Annotated in this window: 22 protein-coding genes and 1 tRNA gene; 18 read left to right on the forward strand and 5 right to left on the reverse strand. The window is 39.1% G+C overall.

Features of this window, described 5'->3' with window-relative positions; translation table 11 throughout:
- Window positions 1–2: 2 nt before the first annotated feature.
- Entirely contained in the window at window positions 3–725 is a 723-nt protein-coding gene (gene bshB1, locus ACULLG_RS10675) for a bacillithiol biosynthesis deacetylase BshB1 (protein WP_452126778.1), read from the forward strand.
- On the opposite strand, the gene ACULLG_RS10680 is transcribed toward bshB1, so the two are convergent.
- Complete coding sequence (locus ACULLG_RS10680) at window positions 722–2,809, reverse strand: tetratricopeptide repeat-containing sensor histidine kinase (RefSeq protein WP_452126779.1); 2,088 nt, start codon at window positions 2,807–2,809, stop codon at window positions 722–724. The two genes, bshB1 and ACULLG_RS10680, sit on opposite strands and share 4 nt — an antisense overlap.
- 303 nt (window positions 2,810–3,112) lie before the next feature.
- Here ACULLG_RS10680 and ACULLG_RS10685 point away from each other — a divergent pair.
- Window positions 3,113–3,188, forward strand: a tRNA-His gene (locus ACULLG_RS10685).
- 143 nt (window positions 3,189–3,331) lie between these two features.
- Here ACULLG_RS10685 and ACULLG_RS10690 read toward each other — a convergent pair.
- Both ACULLG_RS10690 and ACULLG_RS10695 read right to left on the reverse strand, forming a co-directional pair.
- The gene (locus ACULLG_RS10690) at window positions 3,332–4,891 is read right to left on the reverse strand and encodes a M28 family peptidase (protein ID WP_452126780.1); all 1,560 of its coding nucleotides are present in this window, start codon (window positions 4,889–4,891) and stop codon (window positions 3,332–3,334) included.
- 72 nt (window positions 4,892–4,963) lie between these two features.
- The gene (locus ACULLG_RS10695) at window positions 4,964–5,806 is read right to left on the reverse strand and encodes an AraC family transcriptional regulator (protein WP_452126781.1); all 843 of its coding nucleotides are present in this window, start codon (window positions 5,804–5,806) and stop codon (window positions 4,964–4,966) included.
- Window positions 5,807–5,937: 131 nt separating this feature from the next.
- On the opposite strand from ACULLG_RS10695, the gene ACULLG_RS10700 reads away from it, so the two are divergent.
- From ACULLG_RS10700 to ACULLG_RS10715, 4 genes are all read left to right on the forward strand, one after another.
- Window positions 5,938–6,843: a dihydrodipicolinate synthase family protein gene (locus ACULLG_RS10700; protein WP_452127969.1), complete on the forward strand. Its 906-nt coding sequence runs from the start codon at window positions 5,938–5,940 to the stop codon at window positions 6,841–6,843.
- The gene (locus tag ACULLG_RS10705) at window positions 6,844–7,854 is read left to right on the forward strand and encodes a 4-hydroxyproline epimerase (RefSeq protein ID WP_452126782.1); all 1,011 of its coding nucleotides are present in this window, start codon (window positions 6,844–6,846) and stop codon (window positions 7,852–7,854) included.
- Window position 7,855: 1 nt separating this feature from the next.
- Window positions 7,856–9,112, forward strand: a complete 1,257-nt coding sequence (locus ACULLG_RS10710; RefSeq protein WP_452126783.1) for an NAD(P)/FAD-dependent oxidoreductase — start codon at window positions 7,856–7,858, stop codon at window positions 9,110–9,112.
- 71 nt (window positions 9,113–9,183) lie between these two features.
- Complete coding sequence (locus tag ACULLG_RS10715) at window positions 9,184–10,107, forward strand: hypothetical protein (RefSeq protein WP_452126784.1); 924 nt, start codon at window positions 9,184–9,186, stop codon at window positions 10,105–10,107.
- A gap of 1 nt (window position 10,108) precedes the next feature.
- Here ACULLG_RS10715 and ACULLG_RS10720 read toward each other — a convergent pair whose 3' ends face one another.
- Window positions 10,109–10,501: a VOC family protein gene (locus tag ACULLG_RS10720; protein WP_452126785.1), complete on the reverse strand. Its 393-nt coding sequence runs from the start codon at window positions 10,499–10,501 to the stop codon at window positions 10,109–10,111.
- 4 nt (window positions 10,502–10,505) lie between these two features.
- Complete coding sequence (locus ACULLG_RS10725) at window positions 10,506–11,141, reverse strand: alpha/beta hydrolase (protein ID WP_452126786.1); 636 nt, start codon at window positions 11,139–11,141, stop codon at window positions 10,506–10,508.
- A gap of 72 nt (window positions 11,142–11,213) precedes the next feature.
- Here ACULLG_RS10725 and ACULLG_RS10730 point away from each other — a divergent pair, with 72 nt between their 5' ends.
- The 12 genes from ACULLG_RS10730 to ACULLG_RS10785 all read left to right on the forward strand — a co-directional run bounded on the left by ACULLG_RS10730 (window position 11,214) and on the right by ACULLG_RS10785 (window position 24,127).
- Window positions 11,214–11,636 (forward strand): PaaI family thioesterase, encoded by a 423-nt coding sequence (locus ACULLG_RS10730; protein ID WP_452126787.1) that lies wholly within the window; start codon window positions 11,214–11,216, stop codon window positions 11,634–11,636.
- Window positions 11,623–12,678 (forward strand): chorismate-binding protein, encoded by a 1,056-nt coding sequence (locus ACULLG_RS10735; protein ID WP_452126788.1) that lies wholly within the window; start codon window positions 11,623–11,625, stop codon window positions 12,676–12,678. Before ACULLG_RS10730 ends, ACULLG_RS10735 begins: the two co-directional genes overlap by 14 nt.
- A gap of 54 nt (window positions 12,679–12,732) precedes the next feature.
- Window positions 12,733–14,466: a 2-succinyl-5-enolpyruvyl-6-hydroxy-3-cyclohexene-1-carboxylic-acid synthase gene (menD, locus tag ACULLG_RS10740; RefSeq protein ID WP_452126789.1), complete on the forward strand. Its 1,734-nt coding sequence runs from the start codon at window positions 12,733–12,735 to the stop codon at window positions 14,464–14,466.
- A gap of 39 nt (window positions 14,467–14,505) precedes the next feature.
- A complete protein-coding gene (locus ACULLG_RS10745) occupies window positions 14,506–14,847 on the forward strand; it encodes a DUF2853 family protein (protein ID WP_452126790.1) in 342 nt (113 codons plus the stop codon).
- A 75-nt stretch (window positions 14,848–14,922) separates the two neighbouring features.
- The gene (locus ACULLG_RS10750; protein WP_452126791.1) at window positions 14,923–15,753 is read left to right on the forward strand and encodes a CvfB family protein; all 831 of its coding nucleotides are present in this window, start codon (window positions 14,923–14,925) and stop codon (window positions 15,751–15,753) included.
- Window positions 15,754–15,907: 154 nt separating this feature from the next.
- A complete protein-coding gene (locus ACULLG_RS10755; protein WP_452126792.1) occupies window positions 15,908–16,507 on the forward strand; it encodes an SPOR domain-containing protein in 600 nt (199 codons plus the stop codon).
- A gap of 2 nt (window positions 16,508–16,509) precedes the next feature.
- A complete protein-coding gene (gene menA / locus ACULLG_RS10760) occupies window positions 16,510–17,418 on the forward strand; it encodes a 1,4-dihydroxy-2-naphthoate octaprenyltransferase (protein WP_452126793.1) in 909 nt (302 codons plus the stop codon).
- 32 nt (window positions 17,419–17,450) lie between these two features.
- The gene (locus ACULLG_RS10765; protein ID WP_452126794.1) at window positions 17,451–18,206 is read left to right on the forward strand and encodes a LytR/AlgR family response regulator transcription factor; all 756 of its coding nucleotides are present in this window, start codon (window positions 17,451–17,453) and stop codon (window positions 18,204–18,206) included.
- A 550-nt stretch (window positions 18,207–18,756) separates the two neighbouring features.
- Window positions 18,757–20,718, forward strand: a complete 1,962-nt coding sequence (locus ACULLG_RS10770) for a sensor histidine kinase (protein ID WP_452126795.1) — start codon at window positions 18,757–18,759, stop codon at window positions 20,716–20,718.
- Between the two features lie 361 nt (window positions 20,719–21,079).
- On the forward strand, window positions 21,080–22,132 hold the full coding sequence (gene menC / locus ACULLG_RS10775) for an o-succinylbenzoate synthase (RefSeq protein ID WP_452126796.1): 1,053 nt from the start codon (window positions 21,080–21,082) through the stop codon (window positions 22,130–22,132).
- Entirely contained in the window at window positions 22,123–23,061 is a 939-nt protein-coding gene (locus ACULLG_RS10780; RefSeq protein WP_452126797.1) for a CPBP family intramembrane glutamic endopeptidase, read from the forward strand. The genes menC and ACULLG_RS10780 overlap by 10 nt, the downstream gene beginning before the upstream one ends.
- Window positions 23,042–24,127, forward strand: coding sequence for an AMP-binding protein (locus ACULLG_RS10785; protein ID WP_452126798.1), 1,086 nt, complete (start codon window positions 23,042–23,044; stop codon window positions 24,125–24,127). The genes ACULLG_RS10780 and ACULLG_RS10785 overlap by 20 nt, the downstream gene beginning before the upstream one ends.
- The last annotated feature ends 22 nt before the right edge of the window (window positions 24,128–24,149 follow it).

Raw genomic sequence — 24,149 nt, forward strand, 5'->3', positions numbered from 1 at the left:
ATATGAAGTTAGACATTTTAGTTTTTGGTGCGCATCCTGATGATGCCGAACTTGGTGCCGGAGGCACAATTGCCAAAGAAGTTTCCAGAGGTAAAAAAGTTGGGATTATTGACTTGACCCGTGGCGAATTGGGAACAAGGGGAACCGCTGAAATTAGGGACAAAGAAGCTACAAAAGCCGCTGAAGTACTTGGTGTGGCCGTTCGGGAAAATATGGAATTCGCAGATGGTTTTTTTGTGAATGATAAGGAACACCAACTCGAAATTATCAAAATCATAAGAAAATATAGACCTGAAATAGTGCTATGCAATGCCATTGACGATAGGCATATTGATCATCCCAAAGGAAGCAAATTAGTAAGTGATGCCTGCTTTTTAAGCGGCTTGATTAAAATTGACACCAAGATGGATGGAGACGATAATTGGCAAGAGGCCTGGCGCCCCAAGGTAGTGTATCATTTTATCCAATGGAAAAATTTGGAACCCGATTTTGTAGTTGATGTGTCGGGATTCATTGATAAAAAAACGGAAGCCATCTTAGCGTATAGTTCACAATTTTATGATCCAAAGAGCGATGAACCCGAAACTCCAATAAGCAGCAAAAATTTTATTGATAGTGTAATTTATAGAGCTCGAGACTTAGGCAGGTTGACCGGTGTTGAGCATGCGGAAGGATTTACCGCGGAACGATTTGTTGCCGTGGATAATCTTGAAGACTTAATTTAACTGGCTTTTTGATATTTTTTTTCCGCTTTTGGCACAGTGAAAAAGAATGTAGTTCCTTTACGCAACACACTTTCCACCCATATTTTACCTTTGTTTTTGATGATCATTTCTTTACAAAGTGAAAGGCCCAATCCAGTTCCCCTTTCATTATTGGTGCCATACGTGGTTATGTTGGTGGTGTCTTCAAAGATTTTTTTCTGAATCTCCTTATTCATGCCAATACCTGTATCACGAATCATAACCTGCCACATATTTCTTTTTTCCTCTGCTTCAATAGTAATCAGGCCATTGTCTGGAGTAAATTTAATGGCATTGCTTAATAAGTTTCTTACAACAATATCAATGTGATGTTGATCAGCCCAAATCTGTGGATTTTCGGGCATCTGATTCATGATTTTAATGGTTTTGCTGGCAGCTACTTCCGATAATAGCTGAACATTGGCACTTACTATTTTATCCAAGGAGATGCGTTTTGGCTTTGTAGCTACCCCATTTAGCTGGGTTTGACCCCAACTCAATAAATTGTTTAGAGCAAATGAGATATTCTCCACATCTGATTTCAGCTTTGGAATAAAGGACAAAAACTCGTCCTTGCCAATCTCGCCATCCGTGAATAGTTTTAAGATACCTTGCAAAGCTCCGATTGGACCTCTTAGATCATGTCCGATAATGGAAAAGAGCTTGGTTTTGGTTCTGTTTATTTCGTTAAGTTCGGCTTCCCGTTCTCTAACGATGATCGATTTCTCCTTCAATATTTTATTTAATCGCTTAAGTGCTTTTTCGTTGCGCCGTACTACAAAAATGATAACACTTAAAATCAACAAAATAATTACTGCAAAATAAATATAGTTTCGTTGTTTCGCCAAGGCGATGTCATTTGCAGCTATAAGTGCTTTTTTCTCTTGCTGATATTCCATTTTGGTTTCTAGCAAAGCAAGACTTTGTTTGTTTTTGTCCTTAAAAAGAGAATCTGACAGTTTTTTGAACGACTCCAAATATTCAAGTGCTGCAATATTGTCTTCTCTATTTTTATGAAGTTTGTACAAGGTTTCAGAACAATCTATCTGCCCTTGAATAGAGCTTATCTTTTTGGAAAGGCGAAGCCCTTCATTGGCATATACCATGGAAAGACTATCTCGGCCAAGTCCGAGATAAACCTTGGCCATACCATTCATCAATTGAATTTTTTCGCGATCAGCTTGAAGCTGTTCTTTGTGCAACATATTACTCTGATCATACCAGTATAGTGCCCATTGGTATTTTTTCTGCTCTAGGTATATACTGCCCTTTACTTCGTAGGCATAGGCTAGCCAATCATAAATTTTATGTTTCTCAAAGGTTGAAATACTCTTGTTGATATTGAACATGGCATGATCAAAGTTTTTGGCATCTTTATACAATGAGGCCATATTACTTTGGGTTTCTGCATGGATAACCTCGTCGCCCAACTCCTTGTTCACTGCCTGAACAGTATCATAAAAAACAAGTGCATTTTTAAAATCTTTTTGATCGGCATATAAAGACGCAATATTTTCGTTGAGAATGGATAACATGTCTTTGTTGTCCGATTGTTTGGCAATGTCAATGCCCTTTAGGTATAAATTAAGCGCCTCGGCATAATTTCCGTCATAACTATAAACATGGGCCAGCCCATTTATGATGTTCAGTTCAGACTGTTGGTTTCCAATCTCTCGAGCAAGATGAAGGGCTTTTTTAAAATAGGCCATGGATTGTTTGCCGTTTCCCTGATCAGAATAATAGTTGCCCAATGCCTCAAGAGCTATTATCTTCCCGTATGCAAAGTCTATCGCTTCACTAAGCTCAAGTGCCCTCTTGGAAATTGTATATGAACTATCATTGTTTATGTATCGATATGAAAAAGCAAGGTTTACCAATAATTTAATATGCGTGGTATCTTTTGGGTTGAACCTTTTCGTGGTTTCCAGATGTTTTAGCTTAAATACCAAACTATCTTTCTTGCTTTGCTGGGCTTGAATGGAAAAAACACAAATTACTGCACAACTGAGCAAAAGGGATTTTGCACTAAAATGGCATAGTTTTGGAGTAAACTTGGTCAAGGACATAGGGCATGCTATCTGAATAGTAAAAATAAAGCCCAAAGGGCTGTTAGGAAATTAATTGTTGTGAACACTCTAAAATTGTGTGTTTTAGGTGTTAAATAAGGCATTTGTGTTGCTAAACTCCTTAATAACAATGGAAAACATGATCGTTGAAGTATTAGGGTAGGCAATTGAGAACAACCGTTTTTGTCATTCTTTTGAATGAAGAAGTATAGTGCAACCCCAATTTTGATTTTTTATTTGAGGTAAAAACCAAATTCTTTTGATTGAATTAAGAAAAAAAGGTATTTTTGCCTCCGCTTAAATGGTGGTTGTAGCTCAGCTGGTTAGAGCGCTGGATTGTGGTTCCAGAGGTCGCCGGTTCGAACCCGGTCTTCCACCCAAAAACAGGGCCCTCCGAAAGGAAGGGCTTTTTTTGTGCCCAGTTTTCAGCATATTTAAGTTGTTAATAAGGAAGCATAATATTCCACCTAAAAAAAAGCCTTTCAACTGAAAGGCTTTTTAATAAGTGATATCTGTGTTTATTTACTTAGCTGCCTTGTCCACAACAACCTTGGTTTCCCGGTTGGCCACTTCCCAAGCCGTATAAAATACAAGGCGTGTTCTGTTTTCCAACAAATCATAATTTATTTTATCGGGAGTATCCCCTGGGCGGTGGTAATCAGCATGGGTTCCATTAAAATAGAAGATGATCGGAATGTTGTTTTTTGCAAAATTGTAATGATCACTTCTATAATAAAAGCGATTGGGGTCATTTTCATCATTGTATTTATAATCCAGCTCAATGTTGGTGTATTTTGTATTCACCTCCTCAGATAAATTATGAAGGTCGGTACTCAACTTGTCCGAACCTATAAGATAGATATAGTTGCGGTCTCCATCCCTTTTTGGGTCAATTCTACCGATCATATCAATATTCAAATTGGCCACGGTTTGCGATAAGGGTAAAATGGGATCATGATCAGTATAGTACCTCGAACCCAATAGTCCTTTTTCTTCCCCGGTAACATGTAAAAGAACTATGGAACGTTTGGGGCCATTCCCGTCATTGACCGCAGATTTAAAGGCTTCGGCAATTTCAAGAAGTGCAACACTACCTGAACCATCATCATCTGCACCATTGTTTATTTCTCCATTGGCAGAAACTCCTATATGATCCAAGTGGGAAGAAATCACCACATACTCATCGGGCTTTTCAGTACCTTTTATTAAAGCGACCACGTTTTCAGAATCAATCTGTTCATTGGTGCTTTTTACGTTCAAAGAAATTTCCGAAGTAATAGTTTTCGGAGCACTATCCTTATCAATATCTGCTTTTAATGCGGTTGCGGAAGTTCCGTTCAACAAGATCAAAAAACCACTGTTATCATCTTCTTTGAGCGACATTTTTCCACTTCTGTTGTTTTTCATAAACTCAAAGTATCCTTTAAAACGCGCAAAGTTTTGCTCATCATAGTATAAAACACCTTGGGCTCCTTTATTTTTTGCCAATTCTGTTTTTTTGCCAATGGCCTCTGACATATTGCTCCAAATAGATTTTTTATCCGTTCCGGAAATTACATAGGTGCCATCTTCATTGACCGGTTCACCAGCTTTTACTAAAACCAGCTTTCCCATTACGTTCAGCCCTTTGTAATCTGAATAGTGATCTTCCTCAATGCCATAACCGACAAAAACCACTTGGTCAAATTTTCCGTTTGCTGCGGAGAAAGTGAGTACATCCTGACCAAGTTCAAAAGAATTGTTATTGATGGAGATATTCCCTTCAGGAACTTTGGCCACCTCCAACGGAACTTTCTGAAAATAATCACCATCTGACTTTGCTGCTGGAACGCTCAATGCCTCATAATTTGATTTTAGGTAGGCAATGGCCTTTTTCTGTCCAGGCTTGCCTGTTTCCCTGCCTTCAAACTCATCTGATGCATAAATGTATAGATGTTCCTTTAACTCATCTTGGGTTATTGTTTCGGCATAGGTGACCGGACTAACAGGAATACTGGGCAATTCAGATGGTTTGTCAACAGTTTTTTGGGCGGAATTGCATGAGAAGACCAAACCTGCGACCAGCAACAGTAATTTTTTCATTTGTATTTCTTTATTGGATAATTCGCCAAAAATAATGAAACAAATGTTATCCAATGTTTTAATTGTAATGATTTAACTCAATGATTGTATGAATCTTGAAGGGTTTTTGCCTTTAATTTCCTTGAACTTTCTGTTGAAGTTGGAAATGGAGTGGAACCCTGAGCGATTTGCGACTTCTAAGATGGAAAGGTCCTTGTTTTGAACCAACAACTGCGATGCGTGTTCTACCCTCACTTCTATTAAGAATTTAACGAAGGTTTTGTTGGTTCGCTGTTTAAAAAATCGGCAGAAGGCGTTGGGTGTCATGTGCACCAGTTCCGAGACTTCTTCCAAGGCAATTTTTTGATTGAAATGTTGCATTACAAAATCGAAAACCGAACGTAATCTTTCGCCGTGGTCATCAGACATCTCTTTTGGGGATGTAAAGTTGGAAAGTTTCACTTTGGGAAGGTCACTGAGTTTTTTTAGCAATTGCAGAAAAACCATGAACCTTGAAAAATCATCCAAAGTTTCAAAGGATTCCATTGTTTTTGGAATGGACGCTTCGCGCCGCCTCAACTTGAACCCAGATTCGGAATGTTTAAAAAAATTCTTTAATCCGGTCATCTCCCGCTGTTCAAAAAAAGTGTTACCAAAGGAATTTTTTGTGAAAAATATGGAGATCATGAATGAGTCGCTACCGTTCACCGTGCTTTTGAACAAATGTGGGAGGCCACTTCCAATTACAAAAAAATCTCCATCCGTATAAGAGCGTACATTGCCACCCACTATTAGTTTCCCTTGTCCGGAAACTATAAGGCTTAATTGAATTTCTTCATGCTGGTGGAGTTTGTCATAAAAGGCATGCCCCTTATCATACTGAACGGTGATGTTTTCCCCCGGTTTTTTGGGTATTTTAAACGCATATACCTTCATATGGTTCAAAATTATCTAAAATTTTACATAGTAATACATGTTTAGGGTAAAATAGTATCATATCTTGATAATTTAAAAGAATCAGCGCCAAAATTGTTGCGCTATTTTTGGACCAAAATATTTTAACTATGATGTCATTTGAATGGAAAGGTGTAATGCCTGCCGTTACCACAAAGTTCACCGATGAGGATTCATTGGATTTGGAAATGTTTGCCACTAATATCAATGCCCAATTGGATGCTGGCGTAAGTGGTATTATTTTAGGAGGTACGCTTGGGGAAGCCAGTACGCTGGATGAAGATGAAAAAAGGATTTTGATTGAACATACCGTGAAATTGGTTGATGGAAAAGTACCCGTTGTCATGAATGTTGCGGAGCAATCTACCAGAGGAGCAATCAAAGCGGCGGAAAATGCAGAGAAATTTGGCGCAAGTGGACTTATGATGCTTCCACCAATGCGATATAAGTCAACCGATTATGAAACTATGGCTTATTTTGAAGCGGTGGCAAAAAGTACATCCCTACCCATTATGGTATATAACAACCCTGTTGATTATAAGATTGAAGTTACCTTGGAAATGTTCGAGCAATTATTGAAGTATGATAACATCCAAGCTGTAAAAGAATCCACAAGGGATATTACCAATGTAACCAGGATAAGAAATACCTTTGGTGACCGACTTAAGATTTTAGGTGGGGTGGACACCTTGGCCATGGAAAGTCTGTTAATGGGGGCTGACGGTTGGGTAGCAGGATTGGTTTGCGCGTTTCCAAGAGAAACTGTTGCCATTTATAAATTGGTAAAAGCTGGAAAAATAGCAGAGGCCACTGAAATTTATCGTTGGTTTATGCCTTTGTTGGAGTTGGACATAAACCCGCAATTGGTTCAAAACATAAAACTGGCCGAAGTGGCTACAGGAATCGGAACGGAAAATGTAAGAGCCCCGAGATTACCATTAATAGGAGAAGAACGTGAGCGCGTATTGTCAATAATTGAAGAAGGAGTGAAAACAAGACCAGAAATCCCTGTCTTATAAATGAGTGTACATACATTTAAGTGCATTGATGCCCATACCTGTGGAAATCCGGTACGACTTGTAGTGGAAGGTGGTCCCGAATTAAAAGGGAACACCATGGAGGAAAAAAGGCAGCATTTTTTAAAAGAATATGATTGGATTCGGACAGGGCTAATGTTCGAACCCAGAGGCCATGACATGATGAGCGGAAGCATACTGTACCCCCCACATGATCCTGAAAATGATGTTGCCGTGCTATTCATTGAAACCAGCGGATGCCTACCTATGTGTGGACATGGAACCATAGGTACGATGACCATGGCGTTGGAAGAGGGACTGATCAAGCCCAAAATACCCGGAAAGATAAGAATGGAAGCTCCGGCTGGTCTGGTCGAAATTGAATATCACCAATCAAATAAAAAGGTAGAATGGGTTAAACTCACAAACGTAAAAAGTTACCTGGCGGCTGAAGGGTTGACAGTTGATTCCTCAGTTTTGGGGGAGTTGGTATTTGATGTAGCCTTCGGCGGGAATTTTTACGCCATTGTGGATCCACAATTGAATTTTTCGGGCATTCAAGATTTTACCGCCAGTGAACTGATTGGATATTCTAGGGAAATCAGGGAGAAAATCAATGCAAAATACCCAACACTTTTTATCCATCCGGAAAATCCGAACATCAATCACGTTTCACACATCCTCTGGACCGGAGATCCTCTTCATAAAGGTTCCTCGGGTAGAAATGCAGTATTTTATGGAGATAAGGCGATAGACCGTTCCCCATGTGGTACCGGCACTTCCGCCCGTATGGCCCAATTGCATGCAAAAGAGGAGTTAAAATTAAATGAAGAATATGTGCATGAAAGTTATATAGGTTCTAAATTTGTTGGTAAAGTGGAACAAGAAACTTCATTGAATGGTGAAAAGGCAATTGTTCCAAGTGTGCAAGGATGGGCCAAGATCTATGGTAGAAATACCATTACAATTGATACCGAGGATGACCCATACGCACATGGATTCCAAGTGATATGACATGAACGCAAGTAAAAATGTTGTTGTGGTTGGGGGCGGAATAATAGGTCTCTCAACAGCTTATTTTCTCCAAAAAGAAGGTCACCAAGTAACGGTATTGGATAAATCGGCAATGAACGGAGGAGCCTCCTATGTCAATGCAGGTTATATTACTCCCAGCCATATTATTTCCCTTGCGTCCCCAGGGATGATTTCCAAAGGAATCAAGTACATGTTCGATTCCTCAAGCCCATTTTATATGAAACCTAGATTAAATATGGACTTCATAAAATGGTCTTGGTACTTTAAAAAATCATCTACGAAAGCCAAAGTCGAAAAAGCAATGCCGGTGATTCGGGACGTTAATTTGTTGAGTCGCGAACTTTATCATGGAATGAAGGATTCCGGCGAACTGGGAGATTTCCATTTGGAAAAGAAAGGGTTATTGATGGTATACCAAACAGAAAAAGAAAGAGACCATGAGCAATTTGTGGCTAAAAAAGCTGCAGAACTCGATTTGGAAGTTGAACATCTTGATATCGAGGGGCTACGAAGAGTAGAGCCCAATATTGAACTCAATGCCATGGGCGCTTTTCATTATGAATGTGACCGACATACAACCCCCACACAGTTTATGGAACATATGATCCGCTACCTTTCCAAAGTGGGAGTATCCATTCATAAAAATGAGGAGGTGGTTGATATAATGTCAAAAGGAGACACTATTTCCGAAGTAAAGACAAGTCAAGGAAGTTATATGGCCGATGAGGTGGTTTTTGCCGCGGGGTCGTGGACCTCTAAACTTTCTAAAAAGCTAAAAGTTGACCTTCCTTTGCAAGCCGGAAAAGGATATCGGATCAATGTTGAAACGCCGACCAGTATCTCCATGCCCGCTATATTGATGGAAGCAAAAATGGCGGTAACGCCCATGCATGGGTTTACCCGTTTTGCGGGCACCATGGAATTTTCAGGAATCAACCATACCATTCGAAAAGAGCGGGTAAATGCCATTGCTGCTGGAGCAGAAAACTTTTATAAGGGATTGAAGATTCCGGAGGAGGATAAAAACAATGCGCAATGTGGCTTGCGACCCGTTACTCCAGATGGACTTCCGTACATTGGAAGGGCAAAACAATATCAAAATCTAATTATTGCCACTGGTCACGCCATGATGGGATGGAGTTTGGGGCCAGCTACAGGAAAATTGGTCACAGAATTGATCTCAGACCAAAAGTTGTCCATGGATATTAAACCATTTATGCCTGAACGTAAATTTTAGATTGGCACATTTTATGTAGTTTGAAGATGGAATGTTTTCGCAATTGTTTCATTTAAGAGTAACTTTATCCTATGCTAAAAAACTACACCTATATTTTCTTGCTACTATTTGGTCTAAACGTATTTTCCCAAGAAATACAAATTTTTAGGGTACATGATTTTGACCTTCGCGGTAAGGTAAAATCCTGTTTGGTGGTCACCGATTACGGAAGGGAACTTTTTGAGTTCAACGAAGAGGGACTGTTGACCAAGACCATAACCCAGTACAATGATACCGACCAAGACATAACATATTATACATATGAGGGAGAAGAATTGCTGGAAAAAAGAATGGAGAGCTACAAAAACAATGTTTTGGACGCAGCTACATCAATGGCCAACTTTTATTTGATAGATACTGTTGCAAATAAAAAGATATCCGAAAAAATAATCTCGTACGATAAGGAATTTCTGGAATTACAGGAGTATGTGTTCGATGAAAAGAACAGATTATCTAAAATTACCACTTCCAATGCGGATGGTGTAGACGAGACCGTTTTGGAATACCTATCCTATAAAAATGAAAGCACGGTGAATCATGTGGTGAACGAAATAATGGAAAAGTCCGTACGGACTTCAGAAAGAAATACTGCAGAAGGAATACAAAAGGCGGTGTTGACCAAGGAATATATTGATGAGGAACCCAATGTTGCCTATGAAGAAATTTTTGACAATGCAGGAAAGCGTATTTCCAAGGAAACATTCAATTATGATAGAACCAAAAAGGAATTTGTTTCCTCCCAAAAAAAATTGTTCCATTATGATGCAGATGGAATGCTAGAAAAAGTGGTGACCAAAACCGCGAATGCGGAATCTGCGAAAGAATACATTTTCCAGTTTGACAACAACGAAGAAAAAAATTGGATAAAGCAGATTATCACCCCCGATAACAGTTATGTTACTCGAAGAATCACCTATTATCCGTCAGAAGAAGTGGAGGAGGGCCCGGACAAATAAGTCATTTCATTTGGATTAGGTCCCATAAGTTACCATACAAATCTTCAAAAACCACAACAGTTCCATATTCTTCTTCTCTCGGCAGTTCTTTAAAGACAATTCCTTTGGCTTTCATGGAATTGTAATCCTTCCAGAAATCATTGGTATGCAAAAAAAGAAATACTCGGCCTCCAGTTTGATCTCCTATGACCTGTTTCTCTTTATCATTTTTGGCCTTGGCCAATAAAATATTGCAACCAGATTCGCTTGGGGTAACCAACACCCATCTCTTGTCTCCCTGGACAATATCTGCGGTAAGGGTAAAACCCAGTTTTTCAGTATAGAACGCAATAGCTTCTTCGTAGTCTCGGACGACTAAGGTTACATGCATTATGTGTCTTTTACTTGTTTTCATAAAATCAAAGCATATTTTGAATGACTTCTGGCTTTAGTTCATGTCCACCTTCAAATGTCATAACGTTCACATTATTGCCAAATAATACCTTTAACTTCTTTTCCTCTTTGGCCAATGTTTTTCCCTTTAGGAACTCATCAGATTTCCCATAAATCACCTTGACTTTAGTAGTTTTCCAATCAATAAAATTAAGCTGTTCCTTTTGTAGTTCGTTGGGAATGCTACCTGCATACAAAACCAATTGGCTGCATTTAATTTTTCGAGTGACCATCCACCGCAGAGCGATAGAAACTCCTTGGGAGAATCCAAAAATGATCAGATTACAGTTTGAAGGGACTTCCTCCGCCTCCCAAACAGCATCCATATAGTTCAACACATTTTCGGTCTCTGTGACTGTATTTTCCTTGGTAAGCCAACTTGCTCCTACGTACTTATATTCATTTTTCAAGTAATATTTTGAGGGGGCCTGTGGTGCAATAATATAATTCTCTTCAGGGTCAAGTACTTCAAAATACCTCACGAAATATCGGCTCAAGTAGCCAATTCCATGAAATACTATCCAAACATTCTTCGTGTTTTCATTTAAACTATTTGAGGTTATATAGGTATTTGTAGCGGTATAGGAGACGGTCTTTTCCATAGAATTTGGTTTGTCTTTCAGACAGAATGAAATAATGCAATAGCTTTGTGTAATTTTACGAAAAATAGAAAGATGAGTCAGGATAAAGAGAAAATTCTATCCATATGCAATGCAATTTCCAAGGGAACCTTGATGGAAACTTTGGATATTACCTATATCGATGCCGGAGATGATTTTTTGGTTGCACGTATGCCGGTGACCCCTAAAGTTCATCAACCCGATGGTGTTTTGCACGGCGGTGCCACCGTGGCCTTGGCGGAAAGTGTGGGGAGTGCAGCTGCACACGTTTTTCTAGATACGAAGAAATATTATGTCCGAGGTATTGAAATAGCCGCAAACCATGTAAAGGGAATCAAAGAAGGATATGTTTATGCCAAGGCTACCATTCTGCATAAGGGACGTACCACCCAGCTTTGGGAAATAAGAATCACCAACGAAGAAGATAAACTGATTTCCAATTGTAAACTCACGACCATTGCACTTGCCAAAGAATAAACCATTTCCTGATTTAATAAAGGCAGTTAGTTGGGGTATTGATCAAAAATTTCCGTTTGCCGTCTACAGAAAACCCAAAGAGGAGCAGGTGGTTGGAATTTTTCAATCTGATAATCGATTAAACGTCATCAAGGATTTCTCCGAGAGAGGGTTTGTATTTGCTCCTTTTGATACGGCTGAAAACACTGTGTTGATTCGACCTGATGAGGTCTATGTTTCGAAAATTATATCTATGGCGACAAGCCCTGATTCTGAAATTGAATTGTTGGATGAAGGAAAAGAAATTCATCTAAAACTGGTTGAAGCTGGAATCAAAGCCATAAAAAATGGAGGTTTGAAAAAGGTGGTCCTATCCAGAACCATGGAGGCGGATTGTTCGAGTAATCCAGAAGAAATCTTTACACGCCTTTTGAATACCTACAGGAATGCTTTTTGTTATTTGTTCTATCACCCTAAGATAGGAATGTGGTGTGGAGCTACCCCAGAGACCTTGGTTCATATTAAAGAAAGGGAACTTCGTACCATGTCATTGGCGGCTACATTGCCGATTAATGAATCCAAGCTGCCCGATTGGGGTTCCAAAGAAATTGTAGAACAGCAAATGGTTTCAGATTATATCCAAAAGCGACTTGCGAATAAGTTGGATGCTTTGCATATTGGACCAGCAGAATCCATAAAAGCGGGCAACCTATGGCACCTAAAATCGGAAATTACAGGAGCAATCGGTCCAAAAACCAATCTTAAGGAAATTGTTCAGGCATTGCATCCCACCCCAGCTGTATGTGGCATTCCTGTTGAAGTGGCCAAAAAGTTCATTTCAAACCATGAAAACTATAAACGTAGCTTTTATACCGGCTTTTTGGGAGAATTGAATCTTTGGAATCAAAACGAAATATCACTATTTGTGAATTTAAGGTGTATGGCATTGCATGAACAAAAAGCGTTGATTTTTGTAGGAGGGGGAATTACCTCGGCATCTGACCCGGAGCGGGAATGGGTTGAGACCCAGAACAAAAGCAAGACCATGCTCAATATTCTCTAACTTCCTTCACTTGATTTTGGGCAAATATAGTTTTGGAACGTATTTTTGTATTTCATGACGTACTCCAATATTCCCTCCGCACAAACATTGGTTCTTTATTTTAAATCAAGGGGAATACAAAATATTGTGATTTCACCGGGCTCAAGAAATGCTCCGTTGACTTTAAGTTTTACCAAAAATCCATTTTTTAATTGTTTCAGCATAGTTGATGAAAGAAGCGCCGCCTTTTTTGCATTGGGTATGGCCCAGCAGCTTCGCCAACCCGTAGCTGTGGTTTGCACTTCCGGCAGTGCACTTTTAAATTATTATCCGGCAGTTGCAGAGGCATTTTATAGCGATATTCCGTTGGTGGTTGTTTCTGCGGACAGGCCAAGCTATAAAATAGATGTAGGGGATGGCCAGACCATTCGACAAGAGAATGTTTTTGCAAAACATATCATTTACAATGCCAATCTGAAACTGGATGTTTCACATTCGACCGCCGTAATTTCAGAATTCGCGCCAGATTATTTGGTTGAATCTCAAGATGATATTCAGAAACAAAATGCTGCTGAAATTGATAAGGCCTTGCATGTTGCAATTTGCGATAATGCACCTGTCCACATTAACATCCCTTTTGAAGAGCCTTTGTATGGTGTGACTGAAGATTGTCAGGTCCAAATTTCCGAACCCTGTGCAAATGATTCTACGGAAAAGGAAGCTGATCTGGATGAAATCAAAACCGTTTGGATGAAGAGTCAACGAAAAATGGTATTGGTTGGGGTAAACTATCCGAATGCTATTGATGATGATATCTTGGAGCAGCTTGCGGAAGATGAAAATGTACTTGTATTCACCGAAACAACATCCAACCTGCACCATCCAAGCTTTTTTCCAAGTATAGATAGTATTATAGCCCCTATTGAAAAATCCGAAAACAAAGAAAAATTGTTTGAAGACCTCCAACCAGAGGTATTGATTACCTTCGGTGGTTTGGTAGTTTCCAAAAAGATAAAGGCATTTTTAAGAAAATATAAGCCCAAGCACCATTGGCATGTGGACCAAAAAAAGGCCTATGATACTTTTTTTTGCTTGTCAAGTCATATCCAATTGAACCCTAACACCTTTTTCAAAAATGTTCTAGGTTCTACCGCAGCGGATAGCGGATATCGCCGCCATTGGAACATGGCAAAGGAACGGTATGAACAGAAACGTCAAGAATATCTGGGTAAGATTTCATTTTCTGACTTTAAAGCGTTTGACATCATCCAGCAAAACATACCCGAAGGGTATCAGGTACAATTGGCCAATAGTTCCACAGTTCGTTATACCCAATTGTTTCCGATGCACCCGTCTTTACAAGTGTTCTGTAACCGAGGCACAAGCGGTATAGATGGTAGCACGTCCACGGCTGTTGGGGCTTCCTTGTTTTATCCCAAACCGACCCTTTTGATTACGGGTGACCTGAGTTTTTTCTATGATAGCAACGGACTTTGGAATGACCACATCCGTCCCGATTTTCGTATCATCCTAATCAATAATTCCGGTGGCGGAATTTTTAGAATACTCCCGGGAAAGGAGGAGTCAAAGGAGTTTTCTACCTTCTTTGAGACCAACCATGGGCTTACTGCCAAAAACTTGGCCAAAATGTATGGATTTCAATATATGAAGGCCGATAATGAAATTGACCTAGCCATGGGATTGAAATCATTTTATGAAAAATCGAACCAACCACAAATTTTAGAGGTGTTCACTCCACATTTGAAAAACGACAAGATTTTGCTTGACTACTTTGATTTTATATCTTAGGAGCTAGCTAAATTTTAACCAAAAAGAACAATAACCAACATGAGCAAAAGAGACGAATTGATTGAAAAATATGTCGCTGACATCCAGGATAAATTTGGTGAAAATCCGAACATGGATTTATTGACCAAAGTTACAATAGGTCTTGGCCCATCAATTTATAATCTGGATTCCTCAAGGGTTTCCGGTTCCAGCGAAAAGGAATTGGATACCGTTAAAAACAACTTTTTGATTGGAAAATTGGGGTTGCCCGACACTCCTGGATTAATGGATGCCATAAATAGTGTAATTGACAAATATGGCAGGTCCGATAAAAACAAATACAGAGCTGTTATTTATTATATGTTGACCAAACATTATGGCAAAGAAGCCGTGTATAATTAAGATTTAATTGCAAATGCTTTAAGCTACCTTAGGGTAGCTTTTTTTATACCCATAATTTCCATCTACCTTTGCGCCATGATAGCATTGGGAAACTACAATACCTTAAAGATACTTCGCAGTACAAGTGTTGGACTTTTTTTGGGGGATGATGAAGGAACCGAAGTTCTTTTGCCCAATAAATATGTTCCCGACGATTTTCAAATCGACGATCGTATAAAGGTATTTTGTTATTTGGATAATGATGAACGCCCCATTGCAACAACCCTTAAACCATTTGTGGTACGGAACAATTTTGCATTTTTAAAAGTTGTTGAGGTCAGTAATTTTGGAGCTTTTGTTGATTGGGGATTGGAGAAGCATTTGCTAGTGCCGTTTAGGGAGCAGAATGGAAGAATGGAAGAAGGACAGAAGTATGTGGTATACTGTTATTTGGATGAAGAGAGCTTTCGATTGACAGGTTCCGGAAGAGTTGATAGGTTTTTGTCCAATAATGACGTTAAGTATGAGGTAAATCAAGAAGTGGATATACTGGTTTGTCGAAGAACCCCGTTGGGGTGGGAAGTAATTATCGAGAACAAGAACAAAGGATTGGTATTTGAAACTGACGTTTTTAAACCGATGGCTATCGGGGAGAGGCTGAGCGGATATATCAAAAACGTTCGAGAAGACAACAAAATTGATATTGCCTTGCAGCCCATTGGTGCTAAAATGTTGGAACCCACGGCACAGATGATTTTTGAGAAACTAAAACAAAGTGGGGGTTATCTGCCACTTCACGATAAATCATCGCCCGATGAGATAAAGACGGAACTGCATTTGAGCAAGAAATCGTTCAAAAAAGCCATAGGAATTCTCTATAAAGAACGAAAAATCACTATCGACCCAGATGGAATTCGGTTGGTGTAGCGTTTCGGAGGTCAAGAAAAACCTGCATTTTCATCGATTATTTGATGGCGTTTAATTTTTTTCTTTCCGTAAAAATTTTACATTTGTAGCAAGCGGATTAACTCCCTGACAGCTATATCATTAGCATGTTGTAAGAAATTAAAACAAGCCTAATATGCCCTTTATAGAAGAAAGTGATTTATTGGACCTGCATAAGGATATTGACAAGGCCCAAATCATAAACGAACGACTTTTAGATCAGATAAAATATAAGAACAAGGATCTTAAGAAAATTAGGCTTCAACGAAATGTATTTTTAGGCTTGACGATTCTATTTGTCGTCGGAACCTTGGCAATAACCTCTTTTACGGCAGGGTTGAGTAGCAAGAACTCCTTTGAAAATCAAAATAATCTATTGGTTTCCATTGATAGCTTGGATGCCATTAAAACAAGAATTGACAATCTCAAATCCCAGAACGAAGAGCTTAGCTTGGTACGGGAATTCTATTTGGCAAAGGCATTTTTGGACAAGGAAACTATCTATTCAGTACAAGTAAAATCCTTTGTTGATAATAACGTTACCCTAGCATCCGAGGCGTTGACCAACACCCTTTTTGTAAAGACCAATCCTTTTTATGCCTATTCCCTTGGAAATTTTGAGACCTTGGATGAAGCACAATTGTTTAGAAAGCAATTGGTAAATATGGGCTTTAGGGATGCTTTTGTGGCCTCCTATCAGGATGGTAAGAGAGTGAAAATTGAAGACCCCTATTAATTTTGGCCAACATTAAGGCTTGGGTACAAGCCGCAAGACTTCGTACATTACCTTTATCATTATCTGGAATAATTGTAGGTGCCGGTTTGGCAATAATGGAAGGCTCGTTTGATTCGACCATCCTTGTTTTGGCCTTGTTGACAACCATTGCCTTTCAAATAACATCCAATTTTGCCAACGACTATGGTGATGGCGTAAAAGGAACGGACAACGAAGATAGAATTGGCCCCGCTCGCGCTTTGCAAAGTGGACTACTTTCCAGATCAAGCTTAAAAAAAGGAATAATTATTTCTATCATCATAAGTCTACTTCTCGCTCTTTGGTTGATTTATAGATCCTTTGGGCTAGAAAATCTAAAGCTCATTGCCCTATTTACCGTTTTAGGAGTATTTAGTATTTGGGCGGCTATCAGATATACCATGGGATCCAATCCATACGGATATAGAGGATTGGGAGATGTTTTTGTTTTCCTGTTTTTTGGTTTACTGGGAGTGCTGGGTAGCATGTACCTGTTTACCAAATCACTGTCATGGAATGCCTTTTTACCGGCTGTGGCCATTGGTTTTTTATGCGTGGGAGTCCTAAATCTGAATAATTTAAGGGATGTGGTTTCCGACCAAAAACATGGTAAGCACACCCTTGTGGTAAAAATGGGATTTGAAAACGGAAAGCGTTATCATTTTCTTCTAATTGTATGTGCTTTTATCTGTTTTCTGAGCTTCTCCTGGATCAGGGAGATTCAAATACAACATGCATTTTACTTGCTCGCCTTCCTTCCTATTTTCATCCACTTAAAAAGAGTAATGTCAAACAAAGAACCGGGCAAATTAGACGGAGAACTCAAAAAATTGGCCTTGAGCACCTTTCTACTATCGGTACTGTTCTTATTGGCAGTAAAGTTTTTTTTGTAATTTTGATATTAACCCACTAAACATTAATCGACTTGGAACACCCTATTAAAATTCTAATCGTAGAGGATAATGTTATTATTGCAGATGATATGCAATCGATGCTTGAGGAGATTGGGTATGAGATTGTTGACAATGTAATTGTATATGAACAAGCTGTTGATGTACTAAAGAATAACCATGTTGATCTGGTACTGATCGATATTATCCTTGCCTCGGACAAAACAGGAATAGATCTTGGAAAGCATATAAGGGAGGTGTATAACATTCCATTTATTTTCGTCACCTCCAACTCGGACAGAGCTACAGTTGAAAATGCAAAGACGGTGAAGCCAGATGGTTATTTGGTAAAACCTTTTGAGCAACAAGATCTATATACCTCAATTGAAATCGCACTTTCCAATTTCAATTATGCAAGAAAAGAGAAGACCAAAGAAATTGCAGGAGATGAAGGAGACGCCTTTACCTCAAATTCTGTTTTAAAAGATTCCATCTTCGTAAAGAAACAGCACTTGTATTACCGAATCCAATTTGGGGATATCCAATTTATTAAAGCGGATAATGTATACCTGGAGGTGAATACGGTGGACAAAAAGTTTTTGGTACGTTCTCCATTAAAAGATTATTTGGAGAAGCTACCTAGAAACAAATTCTATAGGGCACATAAGTCCTACATTGTGAATGTGGATCATATAGATGCCATAAATTCAAAGGATATTATGATCAACAATAATCTTATTCCTATTTCCAAGGATTTTAAGGAGTTCATCATTTCGTCCATGAACAGTTAAAGAGATACATCTCATTATATTTAAAAGAGTGCCCAATTTTAGGGCACTTTTTTTATGTTACAATTCTATTTAATCCAATGACCACAAAATTGGGGGTATTCACAACAATAGTTTTCAGCTTTTGGGATATGCCCATACTTTAGCAGTGTTATTAGTTCAGAAAAGTAATTTTTTCATTTTCATATAGTGTTCTCGTAAAAGGGTCTTGTTCGAAAGAATAGGGCCTTTTTTGATTTACAAAACCATAGGGCTCTTTTAACTGTTCCATGAAATGCACAAAACATCGATAAAGTGCTTTTTGCATACACTCCAGACGTTTTCACAACAGAAATTGACACTTTCACAACAATAGTCAACAAGTCATTTGACAAGCATTTAATTTTGTTACCAAACCTACGTTCTAATAGTAGAATGGTCACTTAAAAACTTGCCAGGTATTTGGTGTTTGGCACTGGGGCATTCAAACCGAAAATAGGTTCATTTTTAAAAATGAAACAATAAAATCACGACAAGCGTTTCAAGCCTTGTCGAAGATACCTTTGGTAATTAGATGGTATATTATTTAAAAAAAATAGCCCCGATATTCTTTTTCGTTTTTCTTTTAGGCGCTTCTGCCCAAACCGTGAAAGATGATGAAGTAAGCACATTGACCGAATTTCAAGAGGCCAATGGTTCTTCAGATAGGTTTGATACTTTTTTCAGTGCTGTGGACAGATATAATGTCAACTCGGCCTACGATTGGCTGGATACCATAAAGGTTTACCTATCAAACGCACATAAAACAAATGACACTATTGCTGCGCGACTGTATATGGTAATGCAGACACAGGTGTACAATGATTTGGGGGAATATGATAAAAGTACTGCTCTGGCAAAAGAGTTGTATGCCCTTAAGGATTCGTTGGACTTGGATTCAAGGAGAATTGTACTCGAGGTTTTGGACGATAATTATGCCAACCTTCAACTGTACGATAAACAAATAGAGGTTCGAAAAGAAAAAAGAGAGCTTGACTTTACAGACAATGTGGCCTTTTATGACATTTACAGCAATTTAGGTCTGCACAGGGAAGCAAGGAACCAATACATTATGGAAGTTAGGCCTACCATTGCCGATAATGAAAACTTTAAGTTGGCCAAATATCACAATAAAGTGGGTAATTATTTACGATTGGACAATTCCGCTCCGACTGCCATTAGCGAGTTTAAAAAAGCTAATGGATATCTCGATGTTTTCATCAACGATATTTCAACCCAAAAAACTGAGGAACAACTTTTTGAAAGTGATTTTTTGAAAGCAGAAATCCAAGGCAATATAGGTAAATGCCATGTGCAATTGGGCCAGTTTGATGAAGCAATACCCTTGTTGGAAAATAGTATTGAAGTCTTGTCCACATCATCAGATATGTATTATAGGACTGATGTGATAGAGAACACTTTAAATTTGGCGGATGCCAATTTGCAGTTGGAAAAATATTTGGCTGCCAAAAAAAGCTTGGATATAGAATTTGACAATATCACCGTACCGCAGAGTATTAAAAGAAATAGTCTGCTGGCGGATTATTACGACAAGATTGAAAACTATAGAAATGCGGCCACCTATTATAAACGCAACGAAAGGATCAAAGATTCTTTAGAACAAAAACAATCATCCATTATCAAGCAACAATTGGTAACCGTAGTAGCCAATGAGGACATGGAAAATTCTAGGTCGTTGATTGAGGAACAGCGCCGAATTAACGAGCAGGCACGAGAAGAAATGAAGGCCAAGGATGAACGTATCAATCTTGTTTTTATATCACTGATTTTTACCTTACTTGGTTTTGCTGGACTGGTCTACGCTTATTTGAAAAGTATAAAAAACCAGCGTTTGATTGCCGAACAAAAGCACATTATTGAAAATGCTTTGGTGGAAAAAGATTCCCTGCTGAAGGAAATCCACCACAGGGTAAAGAACAACCTTCAAATGGTCTCCAGCTTACTGAGTTTGCAGACCAAGAACACCCGAAGTAAATCGGCAATCGAGGCTTTGGAAGAAGGCAAGAGTAGGGTAAAGGCCATGGCACTCATCCATCAGAAGTTATATCAGAACGACGATCTATCCGTAATTGAAATGCAGGGTTATATCGAAAGTTTGATCAATAGTGTACAATCCGTTTACAAAAAAGGTGGACATAACATCAGCATAACTATTGATGCTGAAGGAACTGAATTGGACATAGACCGTGCCATTCCATTTGGACTTATATTAAACGAGCTTGTTTCCAATTCCTTCAAATATGCATTTCCTGAGAATGACGAAAACGGAAAAATCTACATCCATCTACGAAAAAATGGGGAACAGGGTTACTTTGAATATACCGATAATGGGGTAGGACTCCCAGAAGATACCGAAGAACGCACTCATTCTTCTATGGGTATTCGTCTTATGAACCGCTTGGTGAACCAATTACAGTCCAAACTTAACATTGATAAGGCCGAAGAAGGGGTCCGGTTCTGGTTTAATTTTAATTGATAGTACTAGTTACTTGTTCCTTCCCTTGGCTAAGGGAAGGTGGATTGTGGCTTGCCACAAGACGGAAGGGATTGGCAACTACCCCCTCCTTTCGACGTGCTCAGGATGACATGGCGAGGAGCTTTTTTAGGTTTGGTTTGACACGAATTGCACAAATCTTCACGAATTTTTTGTATTGTTTGTTCTTTGTTCCTTCCCTTGGTCAAGGGGGGTGGATTGTGGCTTGCCATAAGACGGAAGGGATTGACCAACCACCCCCTCCGTCCCTTCGGACACCCCTCTAAAAGGAGGAGGAGCTTATGCTTGCCAGTATTCAAATTCCAAAATCCAATTAAAATATGGTTAAATTTGGAGCTGCCGAATGGAAGCTACCTATACAAAGTATATCCTAAATTTTAAGATTCCCAGTGGAACGTCCCGCGGGATAATGACCCAAAAGGAAACATGGTTTCTCATTCTCAACAATAATGGAAAATGGGGTATTGGGGAATGTGGAATTCTACGGGGCCTTAGTGTTGATGATGTTCCCGACTATGAAAAAAAACTTAAGTGGGTCTGCGCCAATATCCATTTGGAAAAAGCAGAACTACAGAATCAATTGACGCAGTACCCTTCCATTCAATTTGGATTGGAACAGGCCTTGCTGTCCCTTCAATCGGAGAATCCATTTCATCTTTTCCCTTCAGAATTTACGAACAAAGAAGCCCCAATTCCCATTAATGGGTTGATATGGATGGGAGATGAAGCGTTTATGCTTTCCCAACTGGAAAAAAAACTGCAACAGGGATTTCAATGCATTAAAATGAAGATTGGTGCGATCAATTTTGAAAAGGAATTGGCTATTTTAAAATCCATCCGCGAAAACTTTTCTCCAAATAAAATTGAACTCAGGGTCGATGCTAATGGAGCCTTTTCTCCAGAAGAAGCCATTGACAAATTAAACCGACTGGCCGAGTTTAAGATTCATTCCATAGAACAGCCCATAAAACCAGGCAATTGGGAACAAATGGCCCAACTTTGCGAGGATACACCATTACCGATAGCACTGGATGAAGAATTGATCGGCATTTTTAATGTAACGGAAAAAGAACAAATGCTACAAACCATAAAACCGCAATATATTATACTAAAACCAAGTTTGGTTGGAGGGTTTAAAGGTTCGGAGGAATGGATAAATTTAACGGAGGGTCTACAAATTGGATGGTGGGCCACAAGCGCATTGGAAAGCAATATTGGACTCAATGCCATTGCCCAATGGACATACACGATGAAAACATCCATACCACAAGGTTTGGGAACAGGAGCTCTGTATACCAACAATTTTGAGAGCCCATTAGAAGTTGCAGATGGAAAGTTGTATTATAGGAGCACCAAAAGATGGAAAACTAATCTAATAAAAGATTTATGTATATAGAACAAGGGTATAAGGGTAATATTGGACTTTGGAAGTATTTTATTATCCCGTTGGGTTTTATTGGTTTCATGGCTTTAAATTACATTGCCACTGTCACATCTCCTGTCAGCGTTGAGGACGCCATGCAACAAATGATAGATCAGCTAGGGTCAAATATTGTTTTAATTATACTTCTGATACCACTGGTCGTAGGACTTTTTGTTGTTTTGGGGTGGACCTATCTTGTGCACCAACAATCCATCACTTCCTTGACCACTTCCAGAAAGAAAATAGATTGGAAAAGGGTAGTTTATGCGTTTTCACTTTGGGGAGGATTAACGGTTTTATTGACAGGAATAGATATTTACTTTTCGCCTGATGATTATGTTTTTAATTTAAACTGGTCAAAGTTTATTCCACTGGCGATTATTGCTATCGTTCTGATACCGCTACAGACGAGCTTCGAAGAGTATTTGTTTCGGGGACATATGATGCAGGGACTGGGTATAATTGCTAAAAACCGTTGGGTACCCTTGGTGGTAACTTCGGTTCTTTTTGGATTGATGCATATTGCAAACCCAGAAGTTGAGAAATTGGGTATGGGCATTATGATCTACTACATTGGCACCGGATTTTTCCTTGGTATCATGACATTAATGGATGAAGGCCTTGAATTAGCGCTCGGATTTCATGCTGCAAACAATCTTATCACTGCGCTTTTGGTTACAGCGGATTGGACCGCATTTCAAACCCATTCCATTTATAAGGATATTTCCGAACCAGCACTGGGATGGGATGCATTGATACCCGTATTTGTGGTTTTCCCAATTCTACTCTTAGTTTTCGCTAAAAAGTACGGATGGAAAAACTGGAATCAAAAATTGTATGGAAAAGTTCTTACCAAGAATGAATTTACAGCTCTAAATAACAGTGAACCCAATTTGGTATAAAACACATCCTGATTTTAAGCTCAACGGAGTCCATTATATGTTTGATGAACTCCAAGAAATCGGGTATGATCTTATTAAAGAAGGGGAGGATTATGAAATTCCTATCGGTGAATTCTTGCTCGACTGGTCTTCGGATAAGGCTACTTTGGAAGTCTTTACCTCTGGATCTACAGGAAACCCAAAAAAGATTATGCTCAAAAAAGAGCATATGATCAGCTCGGCCAGGGCTACTGGCGAATATTTTGAGTTAGCTTCGGGCCACAGTGCCTTACTCTGTCTGCCCTGTACCGGTATTGCTGGAAAGATGATGTTGGTTCGTGCCATGGTATTGGGTTTGGAATTAAAATCAGTACAACCCACGTCAACTCCTTTAGGTAGTATTCCGAACAATTTCGATTTTACTGCAATGGTTCCACTGCAAGTAGAAAACTCCATAAAACAATTATCGCAAATTAACACATTAATAATTGGGGGAGCACCAATTTCATTGGCATTAAATGAGGTTTTGAAAGCTGCTCCGAATGCTGTTTTTGAAACCTATGGAATGACGGAGACCTGCACCCATGTGGCGGTTAGGCAAATTCCGAATTCCAACAATCCAACAATCCAGCAATCCAATTTCACTGCACTTCCCAACATTTTCTTCTCGCAAGATTCACGCGATTGTCTGGTTATCAATGCACCCTACCTTTCCGAAACTGAGGTGGTCACCAATGATGTTATTAATTTGACCAGTAAAACTGCTTTCGAATGGTTGGGCAGATATGATTCTATTATCAATTCTGGTGGAATTAAACTGTATCCAGAACGAATTGAGAAAAAGCTTTCCTCAATTATCCATTCCCGTTTCTTTGTTGCCGGTATTCCGGATGGAAAATTAGGACAGAAATTGGTCTTACTTGTGGAATCCACCGACATAGTACCGGAAGCACTGTTGAGTCAAATCAAGAAACTTAAAAATTTGGATAAATATGAAGTTCCGAAGGAAGTCTTTATTTTAAAAGCTTTTGAGGAAACCCAAAGCGGAAAAATCCAAAGAGAAAAAACCTTATTGCAACTAAAGTAAGTTTTGTAATTTAAGCGGATAA

This window comes from Flagellimonas sp. 2504JD1-5 (assembly GCF_053618295.1).